The sequence below is a fragment of the Nonomuraea sp. NPDC049695 genome, from assembly GCF_040674955.1.
Classification (GTDB): domain Bacteria; phylum Actinomycetota; class Actinomycetes; order Streptosporangiales; family Streptosporangiaceae; genus Nonomuraea; species Nonomuraea helvata.
In genome coordinates this window covers 68,377-88,829 of the sequence record NZ_JBFANV010000008.1, presented here as the reverse complement: position 1 = coordinate 88,829, position 20,453 = coordinate 68,377, and the positions used below count along the sequence as shown (strand labels likewise).

General features: G+C 70.2%; 16 protein-coding genes. 9 read left to right on the top strand and 7 right to left on the bottom strand.

The window, feature by feature from the left end; all coding sequences use genetic code 11:
* The first annotated feature begins 47 nt into the window (after positions 1-47).
* Positions 48-1,280 carry an FAD-dependent monooxygenase gene (locus AB0J64_RS10035; RefSeq protein WP_364023530.1) on the top strand — a complete coding sequence of 411 codons (1,233 nt, stop codon included), beginning with the start codon at positions 48-50 and terminating at the stop codon, positions 1,278-1,280.
* On the opposite strand, the gene AB0J64_RS10030 is transcribed toward AB0J64_RS10035, so the two are convergent.
* Positions 1,235-2,356, bottom strand: coding sequence for a CaiB/BaiF CoA-transferase family protein (locus AB0J64_RS10030; protein ID WP_364023527.1), 1,122 nt, complete (start codon positions 2,354-2,356; stop codon positions 1,235-1,237). The two genes, AB0J64_RS10035 and AB0J64_RS10030, sit on opposite strands and share 46 nt — an antisense overlap.
* 119 nt (positions 2,357-2,475) lie before the next feature.
* Between AB0J64_RS10030 and AB0J64_RS10025 the strand changes: the two genes are divergently transcribed.
* The 4 genes from AB0J64_RS10025 to AB0J64_RS10010 all read left to right on the top strand — a co-directional run bounded on the left by AB0J64_RS10025 (position 2,476) and on the right by AB0J64_RS10010 (position 7,742).
* Positions 2,476-4,014: a serine/threonine-protein kinase gene (locus tag AB0J64_RS10025; RefSeq protein ID WP_364023524.1), complete on the top strand. Its 1,539-nt coding sequence runs from the start codon at positions 2,476-2,478 to the stop codon at positions 4,012-4,014.
* Positions 4,011-4,994, top strand: a complete 984-nt coding sequence (locus AB0J64_RS10020; protein WP_364023521.1) for an NAD(P)-dependent oxidoreductase — start codon at positions 4,011-4,013, stop codon at positions 4,992-4,994. The genes AB0J64_RS10025 and AB0J64_RS10020 overlap by 4 nt, the downstream gene beginning before the upstream one ends.
* Positions 4,995-5,129: 135 nt before the next feature.
* A complete protein-coding gene (locus AB0J64_RS10015; RefSeq protein ID WP_364023518.1) occupies positions 5,130-6,479 on the top strand; it encodes an FAD-binding oxidoreductase in 1,350 nt (449 codons plus the stop codon).
* Between the two features lie 3 nt (positions 6,480-6,482).
* On the top strand, positions 6,483-7,742 hold the full coding sequence (locus AB0J64_RS10010) for a cyclopropane-fatty-acyl-phospholipid synthase family protein (RefSeq protein WP_364023515.1): 1,260 nt from the start codon (positions 6,483-6,485) through the stop codon (positions 7,740-7,742).
* Between the two features lie 130 nt (positions 7,743-7,872).
* Here AB0J64_RS10010 and AB0J64_RS10005 read toward each other — a convergent pair whose 3' ends face one another.
* The 4 genes from AB0J64_RS10005 to AB0J64_RS09990 form a co-directional block, all read right to left on the bottom strand.
* Positions 7,873-7,998, bottom strand: coding sequence for a hypothetical protein (locus AB0J64_RS10005; protein ID WP_357600861.1), 126 nt, complete (start codon positions 7,996-7,998; stop codon positions 7,873-7,875).
* Positions 7,999-8,085: 87 nt separating this feature from the next.
* Positions 8,086-9,030 carry an aminoglycoside phosphotransferase family protein gene (locus AB0J64_RS10000; RefSeq protein ID WP_364023512.1) on the bottom strand — a complete coding sequence of 315 codons (945 nt, stop codon included), beginning with the start codon at positions 9,028-9,030 and terminating at the stop codon, positions 8,086-8,088.
* A 27-nt stretch (positions 9,031-9,057) separates the two neighbouring features.
* Positions 9,058-9,735 carry an HAD family hydrolase gene (locus AB0J64_RS09995; protein WP_364023509.1) on the bottom strand — a complete coding sequence of 226 codons (678 nt, stop codon included), beginning with the start codon at positions 9,733-9,735 and terminating at the stop codon, positions 9,058-9,060.
* Positions 9,732-11,267, bottom strand: a complete 1,536-nt coding sequence (locus AB0J64_RS09990) for a long-chain fatty acid--CoA ligase (RefSeq protein ID WP_364023506.1) — start codon at positions 11,265-11,267, stop codon at positions 9,732-9,734. The genes AB0J64_RS09995 and AB0J64_RS09990 overlap by 4 nt, the downstream gene beginning before the upstream one ends.
* A 142-nt stretch (positions 11,268-11,409) precedes the next feature.
* On the opposite strand from AB0J64_RS09990, the gene AB0J64_RS09985 reads away from it, so the two are divergent.
* The 3 genes from AB0J64_RS09985 to AB0J64_RS09975 are packed head-to-tail and all read left to right on the top strand — an operon-like array spanning position 11,410 to position 15,188.
* Positions 11,410-12,954, top strand: coding sequence for a GMC family oxidoreductase N-terminal domain-containing protein (locus AB0J64_RS09985; protein ID WP_364023503.1), 1,545 nt, complete (start codon positions 11,410-11,412; stop codon positions 12,952-12,954).
* Positions 12,955-12,996: 42 nt separating this feature from the next.
* Positions 12,997-14,250, top strand: coding sequence for a cytochrome P450 (locus tag AB0J64_RS09980; protein ID WP_364023500.1), 1,254 nt, complete (start codon positions 12,997-12,999; stop codon positions 14,248-14,250).
* A gap of 56 nt (positions 14,251-14,306) precedes the next feature.
* On the top strand, positions 14,307-15,188 hold the full coding sequence (locus AB0J64_RS09975; protein WP_364023497.1) for an alpha/beta hydrolase: 882 nt from the start codon (positions 14,307-14,309) through the stop codon (positions 15,186-15,188).
* A 16-nt stretch (positions 15,189-15,204) separates the two neighbouring features.
* Here the strand turns inward: AB0J64_RS09975 and AB0J64_RS09970 are convergent, their stop codons facing one another.
* Entirely contained in the window at positions 15,205-16,611 is a 1,407-nt protein-coding gene (locus tag AB0J64_RS09970; RefSeq protein ID WP_364023494.1) for a hypothetical protein, read from the bottom strand.
* A gap of 343 nt (positions 16,612-16,954) precedes the next feature.
* Between AB0J64_RS09970 and AB0J64_RS09965 the strand changes: the two genes are divergently transcribed.
* On the top strand, positions 16,955-18,196 hold the full coding sequence (locus AB0J64_RS09965) for a cytochrome P450 (protein ID WP_364023491.1): 1,242 nt from the start codon (positions 16,955-16,957) through the stop codon (positions 18,194-18,196).
* Here AB0J64_RS09965 and AB0J64_RS09960 read toward each other — a convergent pair.
* The gene (locus AB0J64_RS09960; RefSeq protein WP_364023488.1) at positions 18,193-20,028 is read right to left on the bottom strand and encodes a hypothetical protein; all 1,836 of its coding nucleotides are present in this window, start codon (positions 20,026-20,028) and stop codon (positions 18,193-18,195) included. The two genes, AB0J64_RS09965 and AB0J64_RS09960, sit on opposite strands and share 4 nt — an antisense overlap.
* Between the last annotated feature and the right edge of the window lie 425 nt (positions 20,029-20,453).

Genomic DNA, 20,453 nt, shown 5'->3' with positions numbered 1-20,453 from the left:
GTAAGCTGCTAGCCTCGTACTTACCATCCGTTAAGTAAGGAGGTGTCATGCGCATCCTCATCTCCGGCGCGAGCGTCGCCGGCCCGGCCCTCGCGTACTGGCTCACCAGGTACGGCTTCGCCGTCACCGTCGTGGAGCGGGCACCGGCGCTGCGCAAGACAGGCGGCCACGCCGTCGACCTGTTCAGGCCCGCGATGTCGATCGTCGAGAAGATGGGCGTCCTGGACCAGGTCGTGGCGAAGAGGACCGGCGTCGAGTGGCTCACGATGCACAGGGAGGGGGAGTCGCGGCCCGTGGAGCTGGAGCTGCGCCGCGTGATGTCGGCCGTCTCCGACCGGCACGTCGAGATCATGCGCGACGACCTGAGCGAGATCTTCTACGACGCCACCCGCCACGACGTCGACTACGTCTTCGGCGACTCCATCGCCTCGATCTCCGACGACGGCGAGGTCACGTTCGACAGCGGCAGGAAGGACGTGTTCGACCTGGTCATCGGCGCCGACGGCCTGCACTCGAACGTGCGCCGCCTGGTCTTCGGCCCCGAGTCGCGGTTCACCACCTGGATCGGCGCCTACCTGGCCGTCGTCTCCGTGCCCCAGCATCTCGGGCTCGAGGGCCGCATCGAGAGCGTCGCGGGGATCGGCAGGATGGCCGGGGTCGGCAGGGCCAGGCACATGGACGACGCACGGGCGGTGTTCCTGTTCAGGACGCCGGAGCAGCTCGACTACCACTACCGCGACGTCCCGAGGCAGAAGGAGCTCCTGCGCGAGCGCTTCCAAGGGATGGGCCGGCAGGTGCCGCGGCTCCTGGAGGAGCTGGACCGCACGCCCGCGTTCTACTTCGACTCGATCACGCAGCTCCACCTGGACAGCTGGTCACGCGGCCGGGTGACGCTCGTGGGCGACGCCGGCTACTGTCCCGGCCCGGCCGTCGGCGGGAGCACGAGCCTGGCGGTCGTGGGGGCGTACGTCCTGGCGGGCGAGCTGGCCGCGTACGGCGGCGACCACACGCGGGCCTTCCCCGCCTACGAGGCGGAGATCGGCGACTACGTACGCCGCAGCCGCACGTTCGCCGTCAACGCGGCCAAGCGCATCGTCCCGGGCACCCGGTTCGACCTGTGGGCGCTCACCGGCCTCGTACGGCTGATCAACCATCTCCCGGTGGCGCTCACCACGGCGGCCTCCAAGATCAGCAGCAAGGGCGTGCGCCTGCACGACTCGATCGCGCTGAAGGACTACGACAGCACCCCCTGGCCGCGCAGCTTCTCCGCCTCCTCCTGAGACAGCCCCCACCGGGAGAGATCGGTGAGCCGGGTGGCGGGGGAGAGGTCCTGCACCGGGACGCCGAGCAGGCGGGGCGCGGGCACCGGCTGGGTGACGCCGCCGACCTCGACGAAGGAGCCCCGGGCGGTGTTGTGCGCGTGGGAGGCGGCCTCGGCCATGGACAGGACGGGGAAGACACACGCGTCCGAGCCCTCGAACAACGCCTCCCACTCCGCCCGCGTCCGCTTCCCGAACTCCTCCGCCAGGCGGGCCCTCAGCGCCGGCCACTGAGCCCTGTCCTTCCTGTCGGGCAGGTCGGTCAGCCCCATCAGGGTGACCATCGCGTCCCAGAACTGCGGCTCCAGCGCCCCCACGGCCACGAACAGGCCGTCGGCCGTCTCGTACGTGTCGTACTGCGGGGCGCCCGTGTCGAGGAGGTTCGTCCCGCGCGGCCCCCAATGACCGCTCTGCGCGGCCTGGTAGAACATCGAGAACAGGATCGCCGCGCCGTCCACCATGGCCGCGTCGATCACCCGCCCCTTGCCGGTCCGTTCGCGCTCGAACAGGGCGAGCAGCACCCCGTACGCGAGCATGAGCCCGCCGCCCGCGAAGTCGCCGAGGATGTTGATCGGCGGGGTCGGCTTGCCGCCCTCGCGGCCCAGCATCGACAGGACACCGGAGACGGCGATGTAGTCGATGTCGTGCCCGGCTGTGGGCGCCAGCGGCCCGTCCTGCCCCCAGCCGGTCATCCGGCCGTAGACGAGCCGCTCGTTCACGGCGTGCAGGTCCTCGGGGCCGATGCCGAGCCGCTCGGCCACGCCCGGCCGGAACACCTCGATCACCACGTCGGCGTGGCGCGCCAGCTCCTTGAACGCCGCCACGCCCTCGGGCGACTTCAGGTCCAGCCCGATCGTGTGCTTGCCGCGGTCCATGACGTCGCCGCGCGGCCGGTCGGAGACCGCCTTGACCCGGTCCACCCGCAGCACCTCGGCACCGTGGTCGGCCAGCATCATCCCGGCGAAAGGCCCCGGGGCGAGACCGGCCAGCTCCAGCACGCGCACTCCGGCCAGCGGGCCGCTACGAACGTCAGGCATCCCCCCAGTAGAACAACCTTCGGTGATCTGTTGCAAGCGGCCTTGGCGACCTTCCGGCGAAGGCGTGGGAGGTATGGGAAACTTGCCCACTATGTTCGGGTGGTCTACAGGGGTAGGACATGGTTTCGGATAGCAACCGGCTCATCGCAGCCCGCTACCAGTTAGTACGTGAACTGGGCCGTGGCGGCATGGGCGTCGTTTGGGAAGGGCAGGACACCCTGCTCAACCGGCAGGTCGCCATCAAAGAGGTGCTGCTGCCCGACGGGTTGTCGCCGGGCGAGCAGGAGCGCCAGCTCTTGAGGACCGCCCGCGAGGCCCGTACCGCGGCCAAGCTGAACCACCCCTCCGTCGTCGCGATCTACGACGTCGTCGAGGAGGGCGGCCGGCCGTGGATCGTGATGGAGCTGGTGCGCCACCCCACGGTCGAGGAGGTCGTCCTCACCTCGGGCGCGCTCCCGGTGCGGGAGGCGGCCGACCTGGGCCGGCAGGTGCTGTCCGCGCTGAGGACGGCTCACGAGGCGGGCATCCTGCACCGGGACGTCAAGCCGGCCAACATCCTGCTGGCCGACGACGGCCGGGCCGTGCTCATGGACTTCGGCATCGCCCAGGTGGAGGGCGACCCCTCGCTCACCAAGACCGGCATGGTCACCGGCTCGCCGAGCTTCCTCGCCCCCGAGCGGGTCCGCGCCGAGAACGCGGGGCCGCCCTCCGACCTGTGGTCGCTGGGCGCCACGCTGTACGCGTGCATGGTGGGGCGCTCGCCGTTCGAGCGGGGCGATCCCATGTCGACGTTGAACGCGCTGCTCAGCGAGGAGCCCGACTACCGCAGGATCCCGCCGGCCATGCACCCGGTCCTCAAGGGCCTCTTGCAGAAGGAGCCGGAGCAGCGGGCGACCGCCGAGGAGGCCGACCGGCTGCTCGCCGCCATCCTCGCGACCAAGCCCGCGTACGACGACCGGGACGTGCCGGAGAGGAAGCCGGGCGGAGGCCGGGGGCGGACCCTGCTCGCGGCGGCCGCGGCCGCGGTGGTGGTGCTCGCGGGCGGCACGGTGGCGTACTTCAAGCTCGCCTCCCCGGCGGAGGGCGCGCCGCGCGCCACCGCCCAGCCCGCCGCCGCGACCAGCCCGCTCACGCCGACGGCCGCGCAGACGCCCGAGCCGAGCGCCACGCCCACCCCGACGCCGAGCGTGACGCGGGCCGTCCCGGTCATCCGGATGTGGAAGTCGCGCGACGGCTGGTCGATCATGCGGCCGACCGGCTGGCGGGGCGCGCTCAGCGAGGCGTACACCGAATGGACCCGCAGGGACAGGACCGCGCACGTCGGTGTCGAGGCCGTCTACTCCCGTACCGACCCGAACCAGGTTCTGCGCGACTCTGAGGAGACGTTCAAGCAGAACGCCCAGGACATCGTCAACCGCGGCCGCAGGATGGTCGTGCACCAGGGCACCAAGGCCGCGGAGTGGGAGTTCTCCTGGACCGCGGGCACCGGGGGCGACGCCCGCTGGGTCACGCCGGGCACCCGGTACCACGAGGTGCGCCGGGTCGTGGCGATCGGCGACACCGCGTACATCCTGTCCTGGACGGCCACCGAGGCCCAGTGGATGCGTAACAAGGGGCTTATGCGGCAGGTGATCAACAGCTTTACTGTGGGGGCATGACCCCCTGGAACCTGCTCGCCCTGCCCCCGCTCCCCGAGGAGCTCCTGCGTCACCTGCTCGCCCCGCTCGGCGACCAGGTGGCCGTACGCGTGCCCGCGGCCCGCGACAGGGACGCCCTGCTGGCGGCGCTGCCCGAGGCGGAGATCGTGCTCGGCGACTGGACGGGCACGCTCGCGCTGGACGCCGAGGCGGTCAAGGCGGCGCCGCTGCTGGCGTTCGTGCAGCAGCCGTCCGTGGGCGTGGACGGCCACGACCTGGACACCCTGGCGCAGGCCGGGGTGCCGCTGGCCAACACGCCGGGCGTCAGCGCGGTGGCGGTCTCGGAGTGGTGCCTGGCCGCCACGCTGTCCCTGTCGCGGAAGCTGGCCGCCGCCGACGCCGCCGTACGCGCGGGCGAATGGCCGCAGCAGGGCCTGCAGCCCCACGAGCTGCGCGGCCGCCGGGTCGGCATCGTCGGCTACGGCCCGATCGGCGCCACCAGCGCGGAGATGTTCCGCGCGCTCGGCTGCCACGTCTCCTACTGGACCCGCACGCCCCGCGAGGACCCGGCCTTCGAGGACCTGACGGCGCTCATCTCCTCCAGTGACGTCGTGGTCGTGGTGATCGCGCTCTCGGACGAGACCCGAGGTCTGGTGGATCCCCGCCGCATGAAGCAGGGCGCCCTGCTCGTCAACGCCGCGCGCGGCGGCGTCGTCGACCAGCAGGCGCTGGTCACGGCCCTGCGCGAGGGCCATCTGGGCGGCGCCGCGCTCGACGTCTTCGACGTGGAGCCCCTGCCCGCGGACGACCCGCTGCGTGACCTGCCGAACGTCCTGCTGTCGCCGCACGTCGCGGGCGTCACGCCGGAGTCCACCGGCCGCCTGCTCACGGCCACCCTGGACAACCTCGGCGCCGCTCTGGAGGGGCGCGAGGTGCAAAACGTGCTCAACGCCGTATCCCCGATGATCTCCAGGAAGTTTACGCAATCGCCTACCACATAGGCATTTCACCTGGCACTATGAACAGTTTTCGTGTCTTTAACGACCCCGGTCTGTTCGAGGTAGCTCGTGAGAGATACCGTCTTACGCGACGATCTCTACCAGCTCAAGGGGGGTGCTTACGCAGTGACGACGACGATGTCGACACACCAACGGGCAGTAGAGCAGATCCGGCAGTCGTACGCCGAGATTCCGGGCGGTGCCGCCCCGCGCCTGGCCAAGTCCACGTCCAATCTCTTCAGGTTCCGCGACTCCGGCAGGACGGCCAAGCTGTCGGCCAGGGATCTCGACGAGGTCATCAGCGTCGACCCCGAGACCATGACGGCCGAGGTCCAGGGCATGACGACGTACGAGCACCTGGTGGACGCCACGCTGCCGTACGGGCTCATGCCGTACGTGGTGCCGCAGCTCAAGACGATCACGCTCGGCGGCGCCGTCACCGGCCTCGGCATCGAGTCGACCAGCTTCAGGGACGGCCTGCCGCACGAGTCGGTGGAGGAGCTGGAGATCCTCACCGGCGACGGTCGGGTCATCGTGGCGCGCGAGGACAACGAGCACCGTGACCTCTTCCGGTCGTTCCCCAACTCCTACGGCACGCTCGGCTACGCGCTGCGCATCAGGATCAAGCTGCGCAAGGTCCAGCCGTACGTGCATCTCACGCACGTCAAGTTCACCGACGCGGCCAAGTGCATGCTGGCCATGCAGGAGATCTGCGACAGCATGGTGCACGACGGCGAGAGCGTCGACTTCGTCGACGGCGTCTTCTTCAGCCCGCAGGAGATGTACATCACGCTCGGCCGCTTCGCCGAGCGCGCCCCCTACGTCTCCGACTACACCGGGATGCGCATCTACTACCAGTCGATCAGGCAGCGCAACCGCGACTGGCTGACCATCCGCGACTACCTGTGGCGCTGGGACACCGACTGGTTCTGGTGCTCGCGCGCGTTCGGCGTGCAGCAGCCCGTCGTCCGCTCGCTCATGCCACGCCGCTGGATGCGCTCCGACGTCTACCGCCGCCTGGTGGCGCTCGACAGGAAGTACGGCCTGACCGCCCGCATCGACAGGTGGCGCGACCAGCCCGTGCAGGAGTCCGTCATCCAGGACGTCGAGGCACCGGTGGAGCGAGGGGCCGAGTTCCTGGAATTCTTCCACGACAAGGTGGGCATGACACCGGTGTGGATGTGCCCGCTGCGGTCCGGCTCCCGCTGGCCGCTCTACCCCCTGGAGCCGGGCAGGCTCTACGTCAACTTCGGGTTCTGGGGCATGGTGCCACTGCCGCGGGGGCAGTTCGACGGCTACTACAACCAGCTGATAGAGCGAGAGGTACACGAGCTCGACGGCCACAAGTCGCTCTACTCGACCTCGTTCTACGCTCGCGAGCAGTTCTGGGAGCTGTACAACGGCGACGCCTATTGGCCGGTCAAGCGGGAATACGACCCGAACGGTCGCCTGCTGGACCTGTACGAAAAGTGTGTACGGGGAAGGTGAGCAATGGCTCTTGCATCCATCTTTGAGAAGATCGTCGGTACGGGTGCGAACGTCGCGTTCCAGGCGTACGACGGCAGCAAGGCGGGGCCGGACGGGGCCGACCTGGGCATCGAGGTCAAATCCCCCATCGCGGTCGCCTACCTGGCGCAGGCGCCGGGCGAGCTGGGCCTCGCCAGGGCGTACATCTCCGGCCACCTCGACGTGCACGGTGACCTGTACACGTTGCTCGACCGCATGTGGAACATCACCACCAACGACCTGACCGCCCAGGAGAAGCTCGAGGCCGTCCGCGCCCTGGGCGTCAAGCCGCTCCTCATGCGCGTGCCGCCGCCCCCGCAGGAGATGCGCCAGAGCGCCCTGGCCAGGCTGGGCTCCCGCCACGCCAAGCAGCGTGACGCGGAGGCCATCCACCACCACTACGACGTCTCCAACCGCTTCTACGAGTGGGTCCTGGGGCCGTCCATGGCGTACACGTGCGCCGTGTTCCCCTCGGAGGAGGCGACGCTGGAGGAGGCCCAGTTCGCCAAGTTCGACCTGGTGGCACGGAAGCTCGACCTCAAGCCCGGCATGCGCCTGCTCGACGTCGGCTGCGGCTGGGGCGGCATGGTCATGCACGCCGCCAAGCACTACGGCGTCAAGGCCCTCGGGGTGACGCTGAGCAGGCAGCAGGCCGAGTACGCGCAGAAGGCGATCGCCGAGGCGGGCCTGCAGGAGCTGGCGGAAGTCCGGTTCATGGACTACCGCGACGTCAAGGAGACGGGCTTCGACGCGGTCAGCTCGATCGGCCTGACTGAGCACATCGGCAAGGCGAACCTCCCCTCGTACTTCTCCTTCCTGTACAGCAAGCTCAAGCCGGGCGGGCGGCTCCTCAACCACTGCATCACCCGGCCGACCGGCAAGGAGAAGACGTTCAACAAGGGCGGCTTCATCAACCGGTACGTCTTCCCCGACGGTGAGCTGGAGTCGGTCGGCTGGCTGGTCAGGCAGATGGAGGACCTGGGCTTCGAGATCCGCCACGAGGAGAACCTCAGGGAGCACTACGCCAAGACGCTGCGCCACTGGTGCGACAACCTCGACGCCAACTGGGACGACGCGGTCGAGGAGGTCGGCATGGGCACGGCCCGCGTCTGGGCCCTGTACATGGCGGGCTGCATCGTGGGCTTCGAGCGCAACAAGGTCCAGCTCCACCAGGTGCTGGGCGTGAAGCTCGACAAGAACGGCCGCTCCGGCGTCCCACTCCGCCCGGCCATCGACTGGCCGTAATCGCAGGTCACGCAGGTAGATGAGGCCCCGGCGCGCACGCAGTCGGCGTCGGGGCGCTCTCACGCGAGGAGCGCCGCCGCCAGAACGGCGGCGCAGGTAGATCCCCCGTGCTGCAGCCCGAGGGGGCATGTCAACGCGCCGGCTGCTTCTCCTTGGCGTGCTTGCCGCGACTCGTGTGGACCTCGTCCTCCCCGGAGTCCTCTTGGGGCTCCGGTGGCTCCTCCTTGGGAGTATGGGGCTTGGCGTGCCTGCCCACGTGCTCTCCTTTGCCGAACCCGATTCCTTAGGGTGACCATATGGCTACACTATGCACGCAGGCAAGCCGGAGGGTACTGACCGGTGGTCACATGACGACGCCCTCGGCCAGGATCTCGAGGGTGTTCGTGAGAGCGGTCCAGCTCACCTCGGCGTCCGGCGTGCGCCCGTGCGGCGAGCGGAACCACGCCACGAACTCGGCCACGTCATCCAGAGCCCAGCGCAGCCGATAGAGCTCCAGAGCCGCGCGGCTCGGCGTGCGGCCGGTGGCGTCGGCGTACCGGGCGAGGTCGTCGGCGTCCCTGGCCACCAGCCACAGGTCGCGCTCGGGCGGGGCCAGCCCCACCGTGTCCCAGTCGACCAGCAGCCGACGCTCGCCGGAGCGCAGCAGGTTGCCCGGGTGCGGCTCGCCGTGCGTCACGACGGGCTCGCCGGGGTTCGCCGCCATCCGGTCGAACTCCGAGAGCTTGCGGCGCAGCGCCCCGGCGTGCTCGGCGATCAGTTCCCTGGCGGGCTCCGCGTACGGACCGCCCAGCCAGGGCAGACCAGGCTCCTGGAGCGCCTGCTCCAGCCCGGCCCGGTCCGAGAGTTCGAGCGGACGCGAGGGCGTGGAGAGGGGCGGCGGGGTGGCATGGAGGGCGGCGAGCAGGTCGATGACCGCGGCCCGGTCCTCGGCCGTCCGCTCCTGCCCGAACTCGCCGGAGGCCCCGTCCGCGAAGGGGAAGACGCTCATCGCCCACCGGTGGCGGTCGAGGCGCAGGAGCGTCGTGCCGTCGGCCGCGCGCAGCGGCGCCACCACGAAGTCGAGCCCTGCCTCCTCGCGCAGCGCCGCCGCCGTGTCCATGGCCAGTCGGAGCCCGTCGAAGCTGCGGCGCCGTACGTCCGCGACCGTGATGAACCACCGCCCGTCGGCGACCCAGTGGTAGTCGCCGAACCCCACCGGCGCGTAGTCCAGCGCACCCGCCTCGATGCCCCACGCGCCGAGCGCGGGCCCCAGCAACCCCTCGTCGAACGAATCCGGCCTGTCCCGCATCCGGCCACGCTATCGAGGCCGGAGGGGTCAGTTCAGCTGGATAAGCAGCTCGATGGCAGAGCGCGCGTCGCTCACCGTGTGATCCGCCAGGACTCCGCCGATGACGCCCCGGTCGATCCAGATGGTCCGCAGCCCCGCGTCCCGTCCGCCCGCGATGTCCTTCTCGGGGTCGTCCCCGACGATCCAGCCGCCGGAGGCCGGCGACGCGCCGCACCTTCGGGCGGCGATCTCGAAGAGCCGCACGTCGGGCTTCCGTACGCCCTCAGCTCCCGAGATCGCCCACCCGTCCACCCGGTCCGCCAACCCGGTCCGCTGGAGCTTGCCCGTCTGGTTGTCGGCCATCCCGTTCGTCACGATGCCCACCGCCCACCCGGCCGCCCGCAGCAGGTCGAGCCCGTCGAGCACGTCGGCGGGGCAGGAGACCAGGTACGGCAGCCGCGCCCGGTACGCCGCCCACAGCACCTCGACCGGCTCGGCCAGCCCGAACCGCTCGCGTACCAGCCCGAAGAAGGCGTCCATGGGCAGGGAACCGTCCGCGTCCAGCTCCACCATCCACGGCACCGCCTCCTCGCCCAGCCCCCGCTGCGCGGCGAACTCGGCGGCCCACAGCCTGAACGCGCCCAGCCGGTCGATCAGCGTGTTGTCCAGGTCGAAGAGGGCGAGGGGCCGGGTCGTGGCGCTCGTGCCCGCCGGCAGTCCGGTCAACGGAGCTCGCGCTTGAGGATCTTGCCCGTGGCCGTCATGGGCAGCGAATCGCGGAACTCGACGATCCGGGGGTACTTGTAGGCCGCCATGTTCTCCTTGGTCCACGCGATCAGCTCGTCCTCGGTGATCGTCGAGCCGGGCGTGCGGATGACGTACGCCTTGATCTCCTCGCCGTGCGACTCGTGCGGCACCCCCACCACGGCGGCCAGTGACACGGCCTCGTGGGTCAGCAGGACCTCTTCGAGCTCGCGCGGATAGACGTTGAAGCCGCCGCGGATGATCATGTCCTTGGCCCGGTCGATGATGGAGTAGTAGCCGTCCGCGTCACGGGTCGCGATGTCGCCCGTGCGGAACCAGCCGTCCTTCATCACCTCCGCCGTGGCCTCGGGGCGGCCGTAGTAGCCCTTCATGATGTTGTGGCCGCGGACGGCGATCTCGCCGGGGCCCTCGCCCTCGACGGTCTTCCAGTCGCCGTCGATCAGCTTCATCTCCACGCCCCAGATGGGGAAGCCGATCGTGCCGGGCTTGGTGGGGCGGTGGATCTGGTTGAAGCTGGCCACCGGGGACGTCTCCGACAGGCCGTACCCCTCCAGGATGCTGATGCCGAAGGTGCGCTCGAAGTCCTTGAGCACCTCCACCGGTGAGGACGCGCCGCCCGCGACGGCGACCCGGAGGGTGCGGGGCGCCTCGGCGCCCTCCGCGTGGATCTTGGTGAGCAGGCCCCAGTACATCGTCGGCACCCCGGCGAAGAACGTGACGCCCTCCTTGGACATGAGCGCGAGCGCCTCGCCCGGATCGAAGCGCGGCATCAGCACGATGCTCGCGCCGCGCAGGAAGCCGGTGTTCATGACCACGGTCTGGCCGAAGGAGTGGAACAGCGGCAGCACCGCCAGGTAGGTGTCCCCGCCGTCGGCGCGGGGGAACATCTTGTCGTTGACCATGGCGTTCAGCAGCATGTTCTGGTGGCTGAGCTCGGCGCCCTTGGGCTGTCCCGTGGTGCCCGAGGTGTAGAGGATCACCGCGGTGTCGTCGGGGGCCGTCTGCACGGTCTCGAACTCGCTCGCCATGCCGCCCAGCGCCGCCCAGATCGACTCGCCGTACGGGGACTCGGTCGCGAGCGGGGTGGCGGGCAGCACGAAGAAGTGCTCGCAGCCCGGCGCCGCCTCGAAACCCGCCTTGCCGCGCTCACCCAGCGGCAGTTCGGGCGTGCCCTCGAAGCAGAACAGCGCCTTGGCGTCGCTGTCCTCAAGGTGGTAAGCGATCTCCCGCGACTGCAGCAGCACGTTGAGCGGCACCACCGCGGCCCCGGTCTTCAGGATGCCGAAGTAGACGAACGGGAAGTACGGCAGGTTCGGGCACGCCAGCGCCACCTTGTCCCCCTTGCCGACACCCCGTGCGACCAGCAGGTTCGCGACCTGGTTGGCGACGGTGTCGATCATGGAGTACGGGAGCCGCATGTCGCCGAAGACGACGGCCGTGCCGTCGGGGGTGTTCCTGGCGCTGTCCTCGAGGACGATGGACAGGTTGAGCATGACGCCTTCCTCCTCTAAGCCGGGCTTCGAGCGCCATCCTTGCAGCCGTCCATACCGACCGGTAGGTAATTCCAGGTCACAACTGGATATGGACGCGTCCGCCCGCCTGGAGTAAGCAAGTACCAAGTTACTTGGAGGAGCCATGGAGTACGACTACGTGATCGTAGGAGCGGGGTCCGCGGGGTGCGTGCTGGCCAACCGGCTCTCGGAGGACCCCGGCGTGTCGGTCGCGCTGGTCGAGGCGGGCGGGAAGGACGACAAGCTGGAGATCCGCATGCCCGCGGGCTTCGCCAAGCTCTTCAAGACCGACTACGACTGGAACTACACCACGGCCAAACAGGGCGAGATGTCCGGCAGGAAGCTCTACTGGCCCAGAGGCCGCGTGATCGGCGGCTCGTCCTCGCTCAACGCCCAGATGTGGGTGCGCGGCTGCCAGCGCGACTACGACCAGTGGGGCATTCCCGGCTGGTCGTACGACGACGTCCTGCCGTACTTCACCAGGGCCGAGCACCGCGTCGGCAGCAACGAGGGCGACGTCTACGGCACCGCGGGGCCCCTCTACATCTCCGAGCTGCGCAGCCCCAACGTCACCACCGCCGCCTTCCTCAGGGCCTGCGAGGAGCTCGGCCTGACCCGGCTCGGTGAGCTGAACGGGCGCTCCAACGAGGGCTACTCTCCCACGCCCGTCACGCAGCACCGCGGCCGCAGGTGGAGCTCGGCCGACGCCTACCTGCGCCCGGCCGCGTCGCGGCCGAACCTCCAGGTGATCACCGGGGCGACCGTGGACCGGGTGGTGTTCGACGGCAGGCGCGCGACCGGCGTCGAGCACAGCGGCGGCGCCCAGGTCAGGGCCAGGAGGGAGGTCATCCTGGCCGCCGGCGCAATCGGCTCGCCGTACCTGCTGATGCGTTCCGGCGTGGGCGCGCCCGGCGAGCTCCGCGACGCCGGGGTCGCGATCGTGCACGAGCTGCCCGAGGTCGGCAAGAATCTGCAGGACCACCTCTCGAGCGGCGTGTTCGTCGAGTGCAAGCAGCCGGTGACGCTGACCAAGGCCGAGTCGATCAGCAACCTGCTGCGGTACATCGTCCTGCGCTCCGGCATGCTCACCACGAACGTGGGGGAGGCCGTCGCGTTCATCAGGACCTCGGACGAGGAGCCCGCGCCCGACGTCGAGCTGATCTTCGCTCCCGTGCCGTTCGTCGACCACGGGCTCACCCCGCCGACCGGCCACGGGCTCACCGTCGGCGTCGTGCTGCTGCAGCCGGAGAGCCGCGGCAGGGTCGGGCTCAACGGCAGGGACGCCGTCATCGACCCCGCCTACCTGACCGCGGAGGCCGACACCAAGCGCCTGGTCGCAGGGCTGAAGATGGCCAAGCAGGTCTTCGCCACGGCGGCGATGAAGCCGTACGCGGGGGGGCCGATGGCGCCGTACTGGGCGCCGGAGAGCGACGAGGAGCTGGCGCGGTGGGTCCGCGAGCGCGGCGAGACGCTCTACCACCCGGTCGGCACCTGCCGCATGGGGACCGACGACTCGTCCGTGGTCGACCCCTCGCTCCGGGTGCGCGGCGTCGAGGGGCTCAGAGTGGTGGACGTCTCGATCATGCCGACGTTGAATCGCGGACATACTCACGCACCGGCCATTATGATCGGCGAGAAAGGCGCTGATTTGATAAGGAAGGCGCCTTAAGTACCTTGACGTAAGTGGTTACTTGCAGAAGGCTTGGGTGGTATGACGCTGACCGCGGACCTGGACCTGTCGCAGATTCCGTTCTGGGGTCTGCCGCAGGCCGAGCGTGCAGAGGCCTTTCGCAGGCTGAGGCAGATGGACCACCCGGTCTTCATGCGGGAGCAGGTCGTGCCGTTCATCGGCGGCGGCCCGGGCTTCTACGCGCTCGTACGCCACGCCGACGTGATCGAAGCCAGCAGGAACGCGGCCGTGTTCAGCAGCGAGCCGTGCTCCAACAGCATTCCCGACATGCCGCGCTGGCTGAGCCAGTACTTCGGCTCCATGATCAACATGGACGACCCCCGGCACGCCCAGTTACGCAGGATCGTGTCCAGGGCGTTCACGCCGCGCATCCTGTCGAAGATGGAAGAGGACCTGGCCAGGGCCGCCGCCGAGATCGTGGACAAGGCGATCGAGGACGGTCCGAGCGACTTCGTCGCTCAGGTGGCCGCCAGGCTTCCCGTACGGGTCATCTGCGACATGATGGGGATTCCGCCCGAATCTCATGACATGGTGCTGCAGAACACCAACATCATTCTGGGCAACACCGACCCCGAGTACACCGGCGTCGCCCCCGACCTCACCCGCCGCAACGTCGCCAAGGGCCTGGCCAAGCTGATGCGCGCCGGCTACTCGCTCAACCGGCTGGCCGCCCGCCTGGGCGACGAGCGGCGCAAGCGGCCCACGGGCGACCTGGTGAGCCTGCTGGTCAACGGCGAGGAACGGCTCACCCCGCAGCAACTCGGCTCGTTTTTCATCCTGCTCGTGGTGGCGGGCAGCGAGACCACCCGCAACGCGATCGCGCACGGGCTCAAGCTCTTCACCGACCACACCGACCAGCGCGCGATCCTGATGAACAACTTCGAGGGCCACATCGTCTCCGCGTGCGACGAGATCATCCGGTACGCCACGCCGGTGATCCAGTTCCGCCGCACGCTGACGCAGGACCACGAGATGAACGGCATGCGGTACAAGAAGGGCGACAAGGTCCTGCTCTTCTACAACTCCGCCAACCGCGACGAGGCGGTCTTCTCGGACCCGGACACGTTCGACATCACCCGCGACCCCAACCCCCACGTCGGGTTCGGCGGCCCCGGGCCGCACTACTGCCTGGGCGCGCACCTGGCGCGCAGGGAGATGACCGTGATGTTCCGGGAGCTGTACACGCGGCTGCCGCACATCAAGTCCGTGGGGGAGCCCGACTACCTGCTGTCCAACTTCATCAACGGCATCAAGCACATGCGCTACACCTTCTGACCGGCCCCTGCCGTAGTGGTACTCCTAGGGCGGGCCGAATGCTAGGTTTCGCATTCATGGAGATCAGGACTATCCACGCCAACGGTGTGGAGTTCGCGTATCTGACGGTTGGAGAGGGGCCGCTGGCGCTGTGCCTGCACGGCTTCCCCGACACGGCACACACCTGGCGGTACCTCATGCCCGCGCTGGCCGAGCGCGGCTACCGCGCGGTCGCGCCGTTCACGCGCGGTTACGCGCCCACCGAGGTGCCGGCCGACGGCGCGTACGAGGACGCCGCGCTGGTCGCCGACGTCCGCGCGCTGCACGAGGAGCTCGGCGGCGACCAGGACGCGGTCGTCATCGGGCACGACTGGGGCGCCTTCCCCGTGTACCACCTGGCCGGCCGCTTCCGCCGCGCCGTCACACTGGCCGTGCCGCCGCCCGGCGCGCTCGGCGCAGGTTTCCTGGAGTACGACCAGCTCAAGCGCTCCTTCTACGTCTTCCTCTTCCAGACGTACCTGGGCGAGGCGGCCGTCGCGACCCCCGGTTTCCTCGAGAACCTCTGGCGCGATTGGTCGCCGGGTTACGACCCGGGCGAGGACCTGGAGTTCGTACGGCGCAGCATCGGCGAGCCCGCCAACCTGAGCGCGGCACTCGGCTACTACCGGGCCATGCTCGGCACCACGCCACCCTCCGGCCGCTACCCGGCCCTGGAGGGCGGCATCACCGGCCCGGTCCTCTACCTGCACGGCGCCCAGGACGGGTGCCTGAGTCCCGAGCTGGCCAAGAACGCGCTGAGCCACCTGCCCGCCGGCTCGCAGGCGCTCCAGGTGGCGGGTGCCGGGCACTTCCTCCATCTGGAGCGCCCGGCCGAGGTCAACCGCCTCATCCTGGACTGGCTGGGCGCCCCGTCCGCAGCCGAGATGACGCAGGTCCGGCCGACGGGGTTCACCTTCTGAGGGGTGTCGTCGCCGGTCACCTCCTCGCTTTCCTGAGGACCGCGATGACGGGGTGCTGCCCAGACAGGCTGACCCGCACCGCCTCCTCCACCGCGAACCCGGGCGGGATCTCGTCGTGCACCAGCGCCACGGCCACCCCGTCGTCGGCCAGCACCCGCCGGACCTCCCGCCACAGCGGGCCGAGGTCCCGTGCCAGCAGCCCACGCGGCGGCACCTGGCGCCCCCAGGGCGGGTTCACCAGCACCCGATCCGCGCCCCCTCCGGCCATAGGAATCCGCCCGGCATCCGCCACGGCCCACGCGAACGACACTCGGCCTTCCGCGCCGATCCGCGAGTCGCCCTCCGCGCCGGCCCATGCGGACAACGCCGCGCCTCCGGCGTCGGCCCGCGGGAACGGTGAGCCGCCCTCCGTGTCGGCCGGCGCGGACAACGCCGGGCCTTCCGCTCTGTGCGGGTCTCCGTGCGCGTTGCTGTGCGCGTTGTGGAAGCGCGAGCGCCGCTCGACGTTGCCCGGCGGGTGCGCCGCGCACTCGCCGGGGAGGCAAGCGGCGCCGCAGGGCGTGCATCCGGCAGGGGGCGGCTCGAGCGGGGCATCGTGCGGCAGGCGGACGGCGTCGCTCAAGGGCGGCGCGATGCCGGTGGCTTGCGGATGAGGGGCGGCGGTGCGGGCGTTGGAGGTCGCCGCCTGGAGGGCGGCGGTCCGGGCGTTGGAGGTCGCCGCGTGGAGGGCGGCGGGGTCGTGGTCGAAGCCCAGCAGGCGCGCGCCGGGCGCCAGCGCGTGGGCCTCGATCAGCGTGGTGCCCGCCCCGCAGCACGGGTCGAGCACCGTCCCGGCATCCTCGAGACGGGCCAGCGCCGCCATGGCCGCGGCCACCGGCGGGTGCAGCGTGCCCCGGATCGAGGCCGTCTTGTACGCCCGCCGGTGCAGCGGCCGCGCCGCCGGCCTCAGCGCGATGAGCGCCTGGTCGCCCTCGATGGTGACCCGCCACGACATGGCGTCTCGAGGCGGCCGTGCTCCGTCCTTCCTGGAGTGGTACGGCAGCCGCAACGGCCGCGCCAGCTCGGCCCCCACCGCGTCCTCGATCTCGAAGCGGGTGTAGTTACGGCGCCCGACGAAGGAGGCAGACACCTCCACCGCACTCGCGGCGTGCGCGAACCCGTCCACGTCCACATTCATGGCGCGAGCCGCGCGCGCCAGCCGGCGCAGCGCGGAGCGGTCGTGGCCGATCCCGTCCACCACGGCGGCGGCGAGCAGCAGGTCGTCCGCCGTCCGCAGGCTCATCAGGTCGGCCCCCGGCAAGGCCTCGAACCAGACCTCGCGATGGCGCACCCCACGCACCACGCCCAGCCGGGAACGTCGAATCTCCGTGGCCACCAGGGGCTCGATGCCATGCACGGCCCTGGCCACAGCAAACGTATGCAACTGTCCTTCTCCCACGTCGCGACCCGGGACGGCGCTTGCTCAGCCGTCCCGCATCGCCGGCGGTGGGGTGCTCCGCGACCCGCCGGCGGATCGCTAACGTCGGTAGAAGAACGTCACGCGCGTCACCCTAGGGCCGGCCCCCCGGTGGGGGCCACAGGTTTTCCCCCGCGAGGGAGCGCCGCCGCCTGGACTGAGGAGCGTCGGGAGCGTAGCGACCAGAGCGACGAGGGAAGGCGGCGGCTATCCAGCGACCGAGCCCGCCTCCACGGAGTGGAGGCCATAAGTACGTACGGTGTACGTCCTACCCATTGACGTAAGTGGCTGCTTTTCGAATGATGGCCTCATGGGCGTTCTCGACTTCGACCTGTCGGACCGCGACTTCTGGGCCAGGCCCATGAGAGAGCGCGAGGCGGCGTTCGAGCGCCTGCGCTCCTTGGAGGCCCCGGTCTTCTTCCAGGAGATGGAGATCGACTTCGCGCCCAGGGGCCCCGGCTACCACGCGCTGGTCAAGCACGCCGACATCCTCGAGGCCAGCCGCACTCCCGAGATCTTCTGTTCGGGTGACGGCGGCGCGACGAACGTGCCCGACATGCCGGCCGAGTTCGCCGAGTACTTCGGCTCGATGATCAACATGGACGATCCACGCCACGCGAGGCTGCGCAGGATCGTCTCACGCGCGTTCACCCCCAAGATGATCAAGCAGTTCGAGTCGGACGTGGACGCGGCCGCGGCCGCCATCGTGGACGACCTCCTGGACAAGGGGCCCGGCTGCGACTTTGTGACCGAGGTGGCCGCCCGGCTCCCGCTGAAGATCATCTGCGACATGATGGGCATCCCCGAGCAGGACTACCAGTTCGTCTTCGACCATTCGAACATCATCCTCGGCGGCTTCGACCCCGAATACGGCGGCGCCGATCTCGAGCAGCTCGCCGAGCGCCTGCTCAACGCCGGCATGGAGCTGCAGCAGCTCGTCCAGGACCTCGCCGCCCACCGCGCCGACCACCCCACGAGCGACCTGACGTCCTCCCTGGTCAACGCCAACATCGACGGCGAGCGGCTGACGATGCAGGAGCTGGGGTCGTTCTTCATCCTGCTGGTGGTGGCGGGCAACGAGACCACCAGGAACGCCATCTCGTACGGACTGCGCCTGCTCACCAAGAACCCCGACCAGCGCGCGCTCTGGCTGGAGGACATCGACGGGCACGCGCCCGGGGCCGTGGAGGAGATCGTCCGGCTCGCCTCCCCGGTGAACTTCATGCGCCGCAAACTCACCAGGGACCACGAGATGAACGGGCACCTCTACCGCAAGGGCGAGAAGGCGGTCCTGTTCTACTGGGCGGCGAACAGGGACGAGGCCGTCTTCGCCGACCCGTACCGCTTCGACATCACCCGCGACCCCAACCCGCACGTCGGCTTCGGCGGCCCGGGCCCGCACTTCTGCCTCGGCGCGCACCTGGCCAGGCGGGAGATCACGGTGATGTTCCGCGAGCTGCTGCGCCGCGTCCCGGGCATCGAGGGCGGCAGGCCCGACCGGCTGCACTCCATGTTCATCAACGGGATCAAGCACATGGAGTGCGTCTTCTAGCCCTGGGTGCCGAGCCTCAGCTGGTTCTTCACCGTGTGGATGTCGGGCATGAGCTGCTTGCTGTCCGACGGGATCGACATGTAGACGATGGCCGGGACGTTGCCGCCGGTGTTGACGGCCATCGTCACGATCGTCGCCTCCTCGGTCGGCGACGTCAGCGAGTACGCGATCAGGCGTCCCGTCGAGTTGCCCACCTTGATGGGCTGCTGGGCGATCTTCTTGACCTTGTTGCCGGTGGGGAAGAAGCGCTTGCGGGCATCCAGCACCACCTGCCTGATGACCGGCTCCAGGTTGTCCTTCTCGTAGTACGAGGCCAGCTTCTGCGCCAGCGGACCCGACATGACTTGGGCGTACTTCTCCGGCGCGACCTGGACGTACTGGCGGGTGTCGTAGCCGTACGTGGTCTTGACCGTGGCGCGCTGGTCCAGCCGCCAGGTGCCGCCCAGGCGCGGCAGCGAGACGCCGGCCCCCGCGTCGGGCACCCGGCCGATCACCGGTGCGGCCTTGCCGGAGAACTTCGGCAGCGCGCCGATCGAGGTCGAGGACCTGGTGGTGGAGGGCTTCGGCGAGCTCGTGGGAGCCTCCGCCACGGCGTTGGACGCGGGCTCGTCGCTGGCCAGCGGGCCCGCCAGGAACGCCCACAGCAGTGCGGCCACCAGGGCGATCCCCACGGACCCGCCGAGTGCGTAGATCCAGATGGGCTTGCCCTGACTCTCGTCCAGGGAGTCCTGCTCGCCCATGGCCTGGTAGTCGTCGCCGAAGACGGTGTTCCAGAGCTCCTGCTGGCGTTCGGGAGGCGGGGTGCGGGAGCCGCTGATCTGGCCGGCGGTCACGAACGGGCGGTCGGGGTCCGAGGGGTCGCGGCTCAGGTTGGAGCCGGGGCGGGGGCCGCTCTGGTCCTCGGTGGGGGGCGTGGTGCTGGAGTTCGATGAGTCCATGATGGGGGCGGCCCGGTCGTTGAGCAGGTTCTCTGAGTGCTGGGCGTACGTGACCGTCCGGTCCTCGGCGGGGTGGCCCTGGGGCGGCGCGTGCGCTCCCTGAGGCAGGTCGTCGATCTGGTACATCGCCGTGCGCTCCTCCGGCGCGTCGGCGGCGTTCCGCTCGGCGGGCGGCCAGGGGGCGGGGGAGGAGAGGTTCGACCAGGAGTCGGAGGACGGGGCCGGCGGCTGCGCCCACGCCGGGACCGGATCCGGGACCGGAGGGCGGTCGCCGGCTCGGGCGGCGGGCTCGGCGGCGCCCTGCGGCGGCGCGTCCGGCCACGAGGAGGGGCCCGACGCCTGGGGCCAGGAGGTGGGGACGTCCTGCGGGGACGACCCCGGCCACGACGTCGGCATGTCCGGCGGGCCCGCGTCCCGGCGCGGCGCCTCCGGCAGGCCCGCGTCCCGGCGCGGCGCCTCGGGCCAGGCCGGCGTCCCGAGGCTGTCCTGCGGCGGCGCGTCCTGCCAGGACGACGGCCGGTTGCCCTGCTGCGGCCCGTTGCCCTTCTGTGACGGCGTGTCCAGCGGGGAGGACGGCCCGGTGCCGCCCTGCGGCGGCATGTCCGGCCACAAGGACGGCTCGGTGCTGCCCGGCGGCGGCGCGTCCCATGAGGACGGGCCGGAAGCGCTCCGAGCGTCCCACGAGGACGGGGCGGAGGCGCTCTGCGGGGACGGGTCCGGCCAGGAGGAGGCGGCCGGGGGAAGATCGGGCCACGACGAGGGGCCCGACGCCTCGTGGCGGGCGGGCTCGGGGCGGGAGTGGCGCGGCGGCTCGGGCCAGGCGTCGTCGTTGCGCGGCGGCTCCGGCCACGACGGGTCCTGGTGGGCGGGGCGCGGGGCCTCGGGCCATGACATGGGGACCTCCGAGGCCGGGGAGCCGGATGCGTCGCGACGAGGCGCCTCTGGCCAGGACGGTGGCAGGTGGGGTCCGGAATTCTCCGCTGCCATTGCTGCCGCCCCTCCCGAGGTTCTGTCCGGATAACCCGTTATATCCGGATTTGACGTACCAGGCATGATCTCATGGGATTTTCCAGGAGATGCAGGTGATCCCGCAGCCAAACCAGCGAAGCCATGAGGATCCGTAGGCGGGTCCTGCATGGGCAGGCCTACCTCCGGTCGATCGGGCTCAGCTGGGTACACCATGGTGACAAGGGTATTCTTCTGGGACGAATGGGTCACAACGGATACATCACCTTCAGGTCTCACTGGACCTGAAGGACCCATTGTGCCTGCAGACCCCCCACGAGTATCTGCATTCAGCCGAAGACGTGCGCTACGCT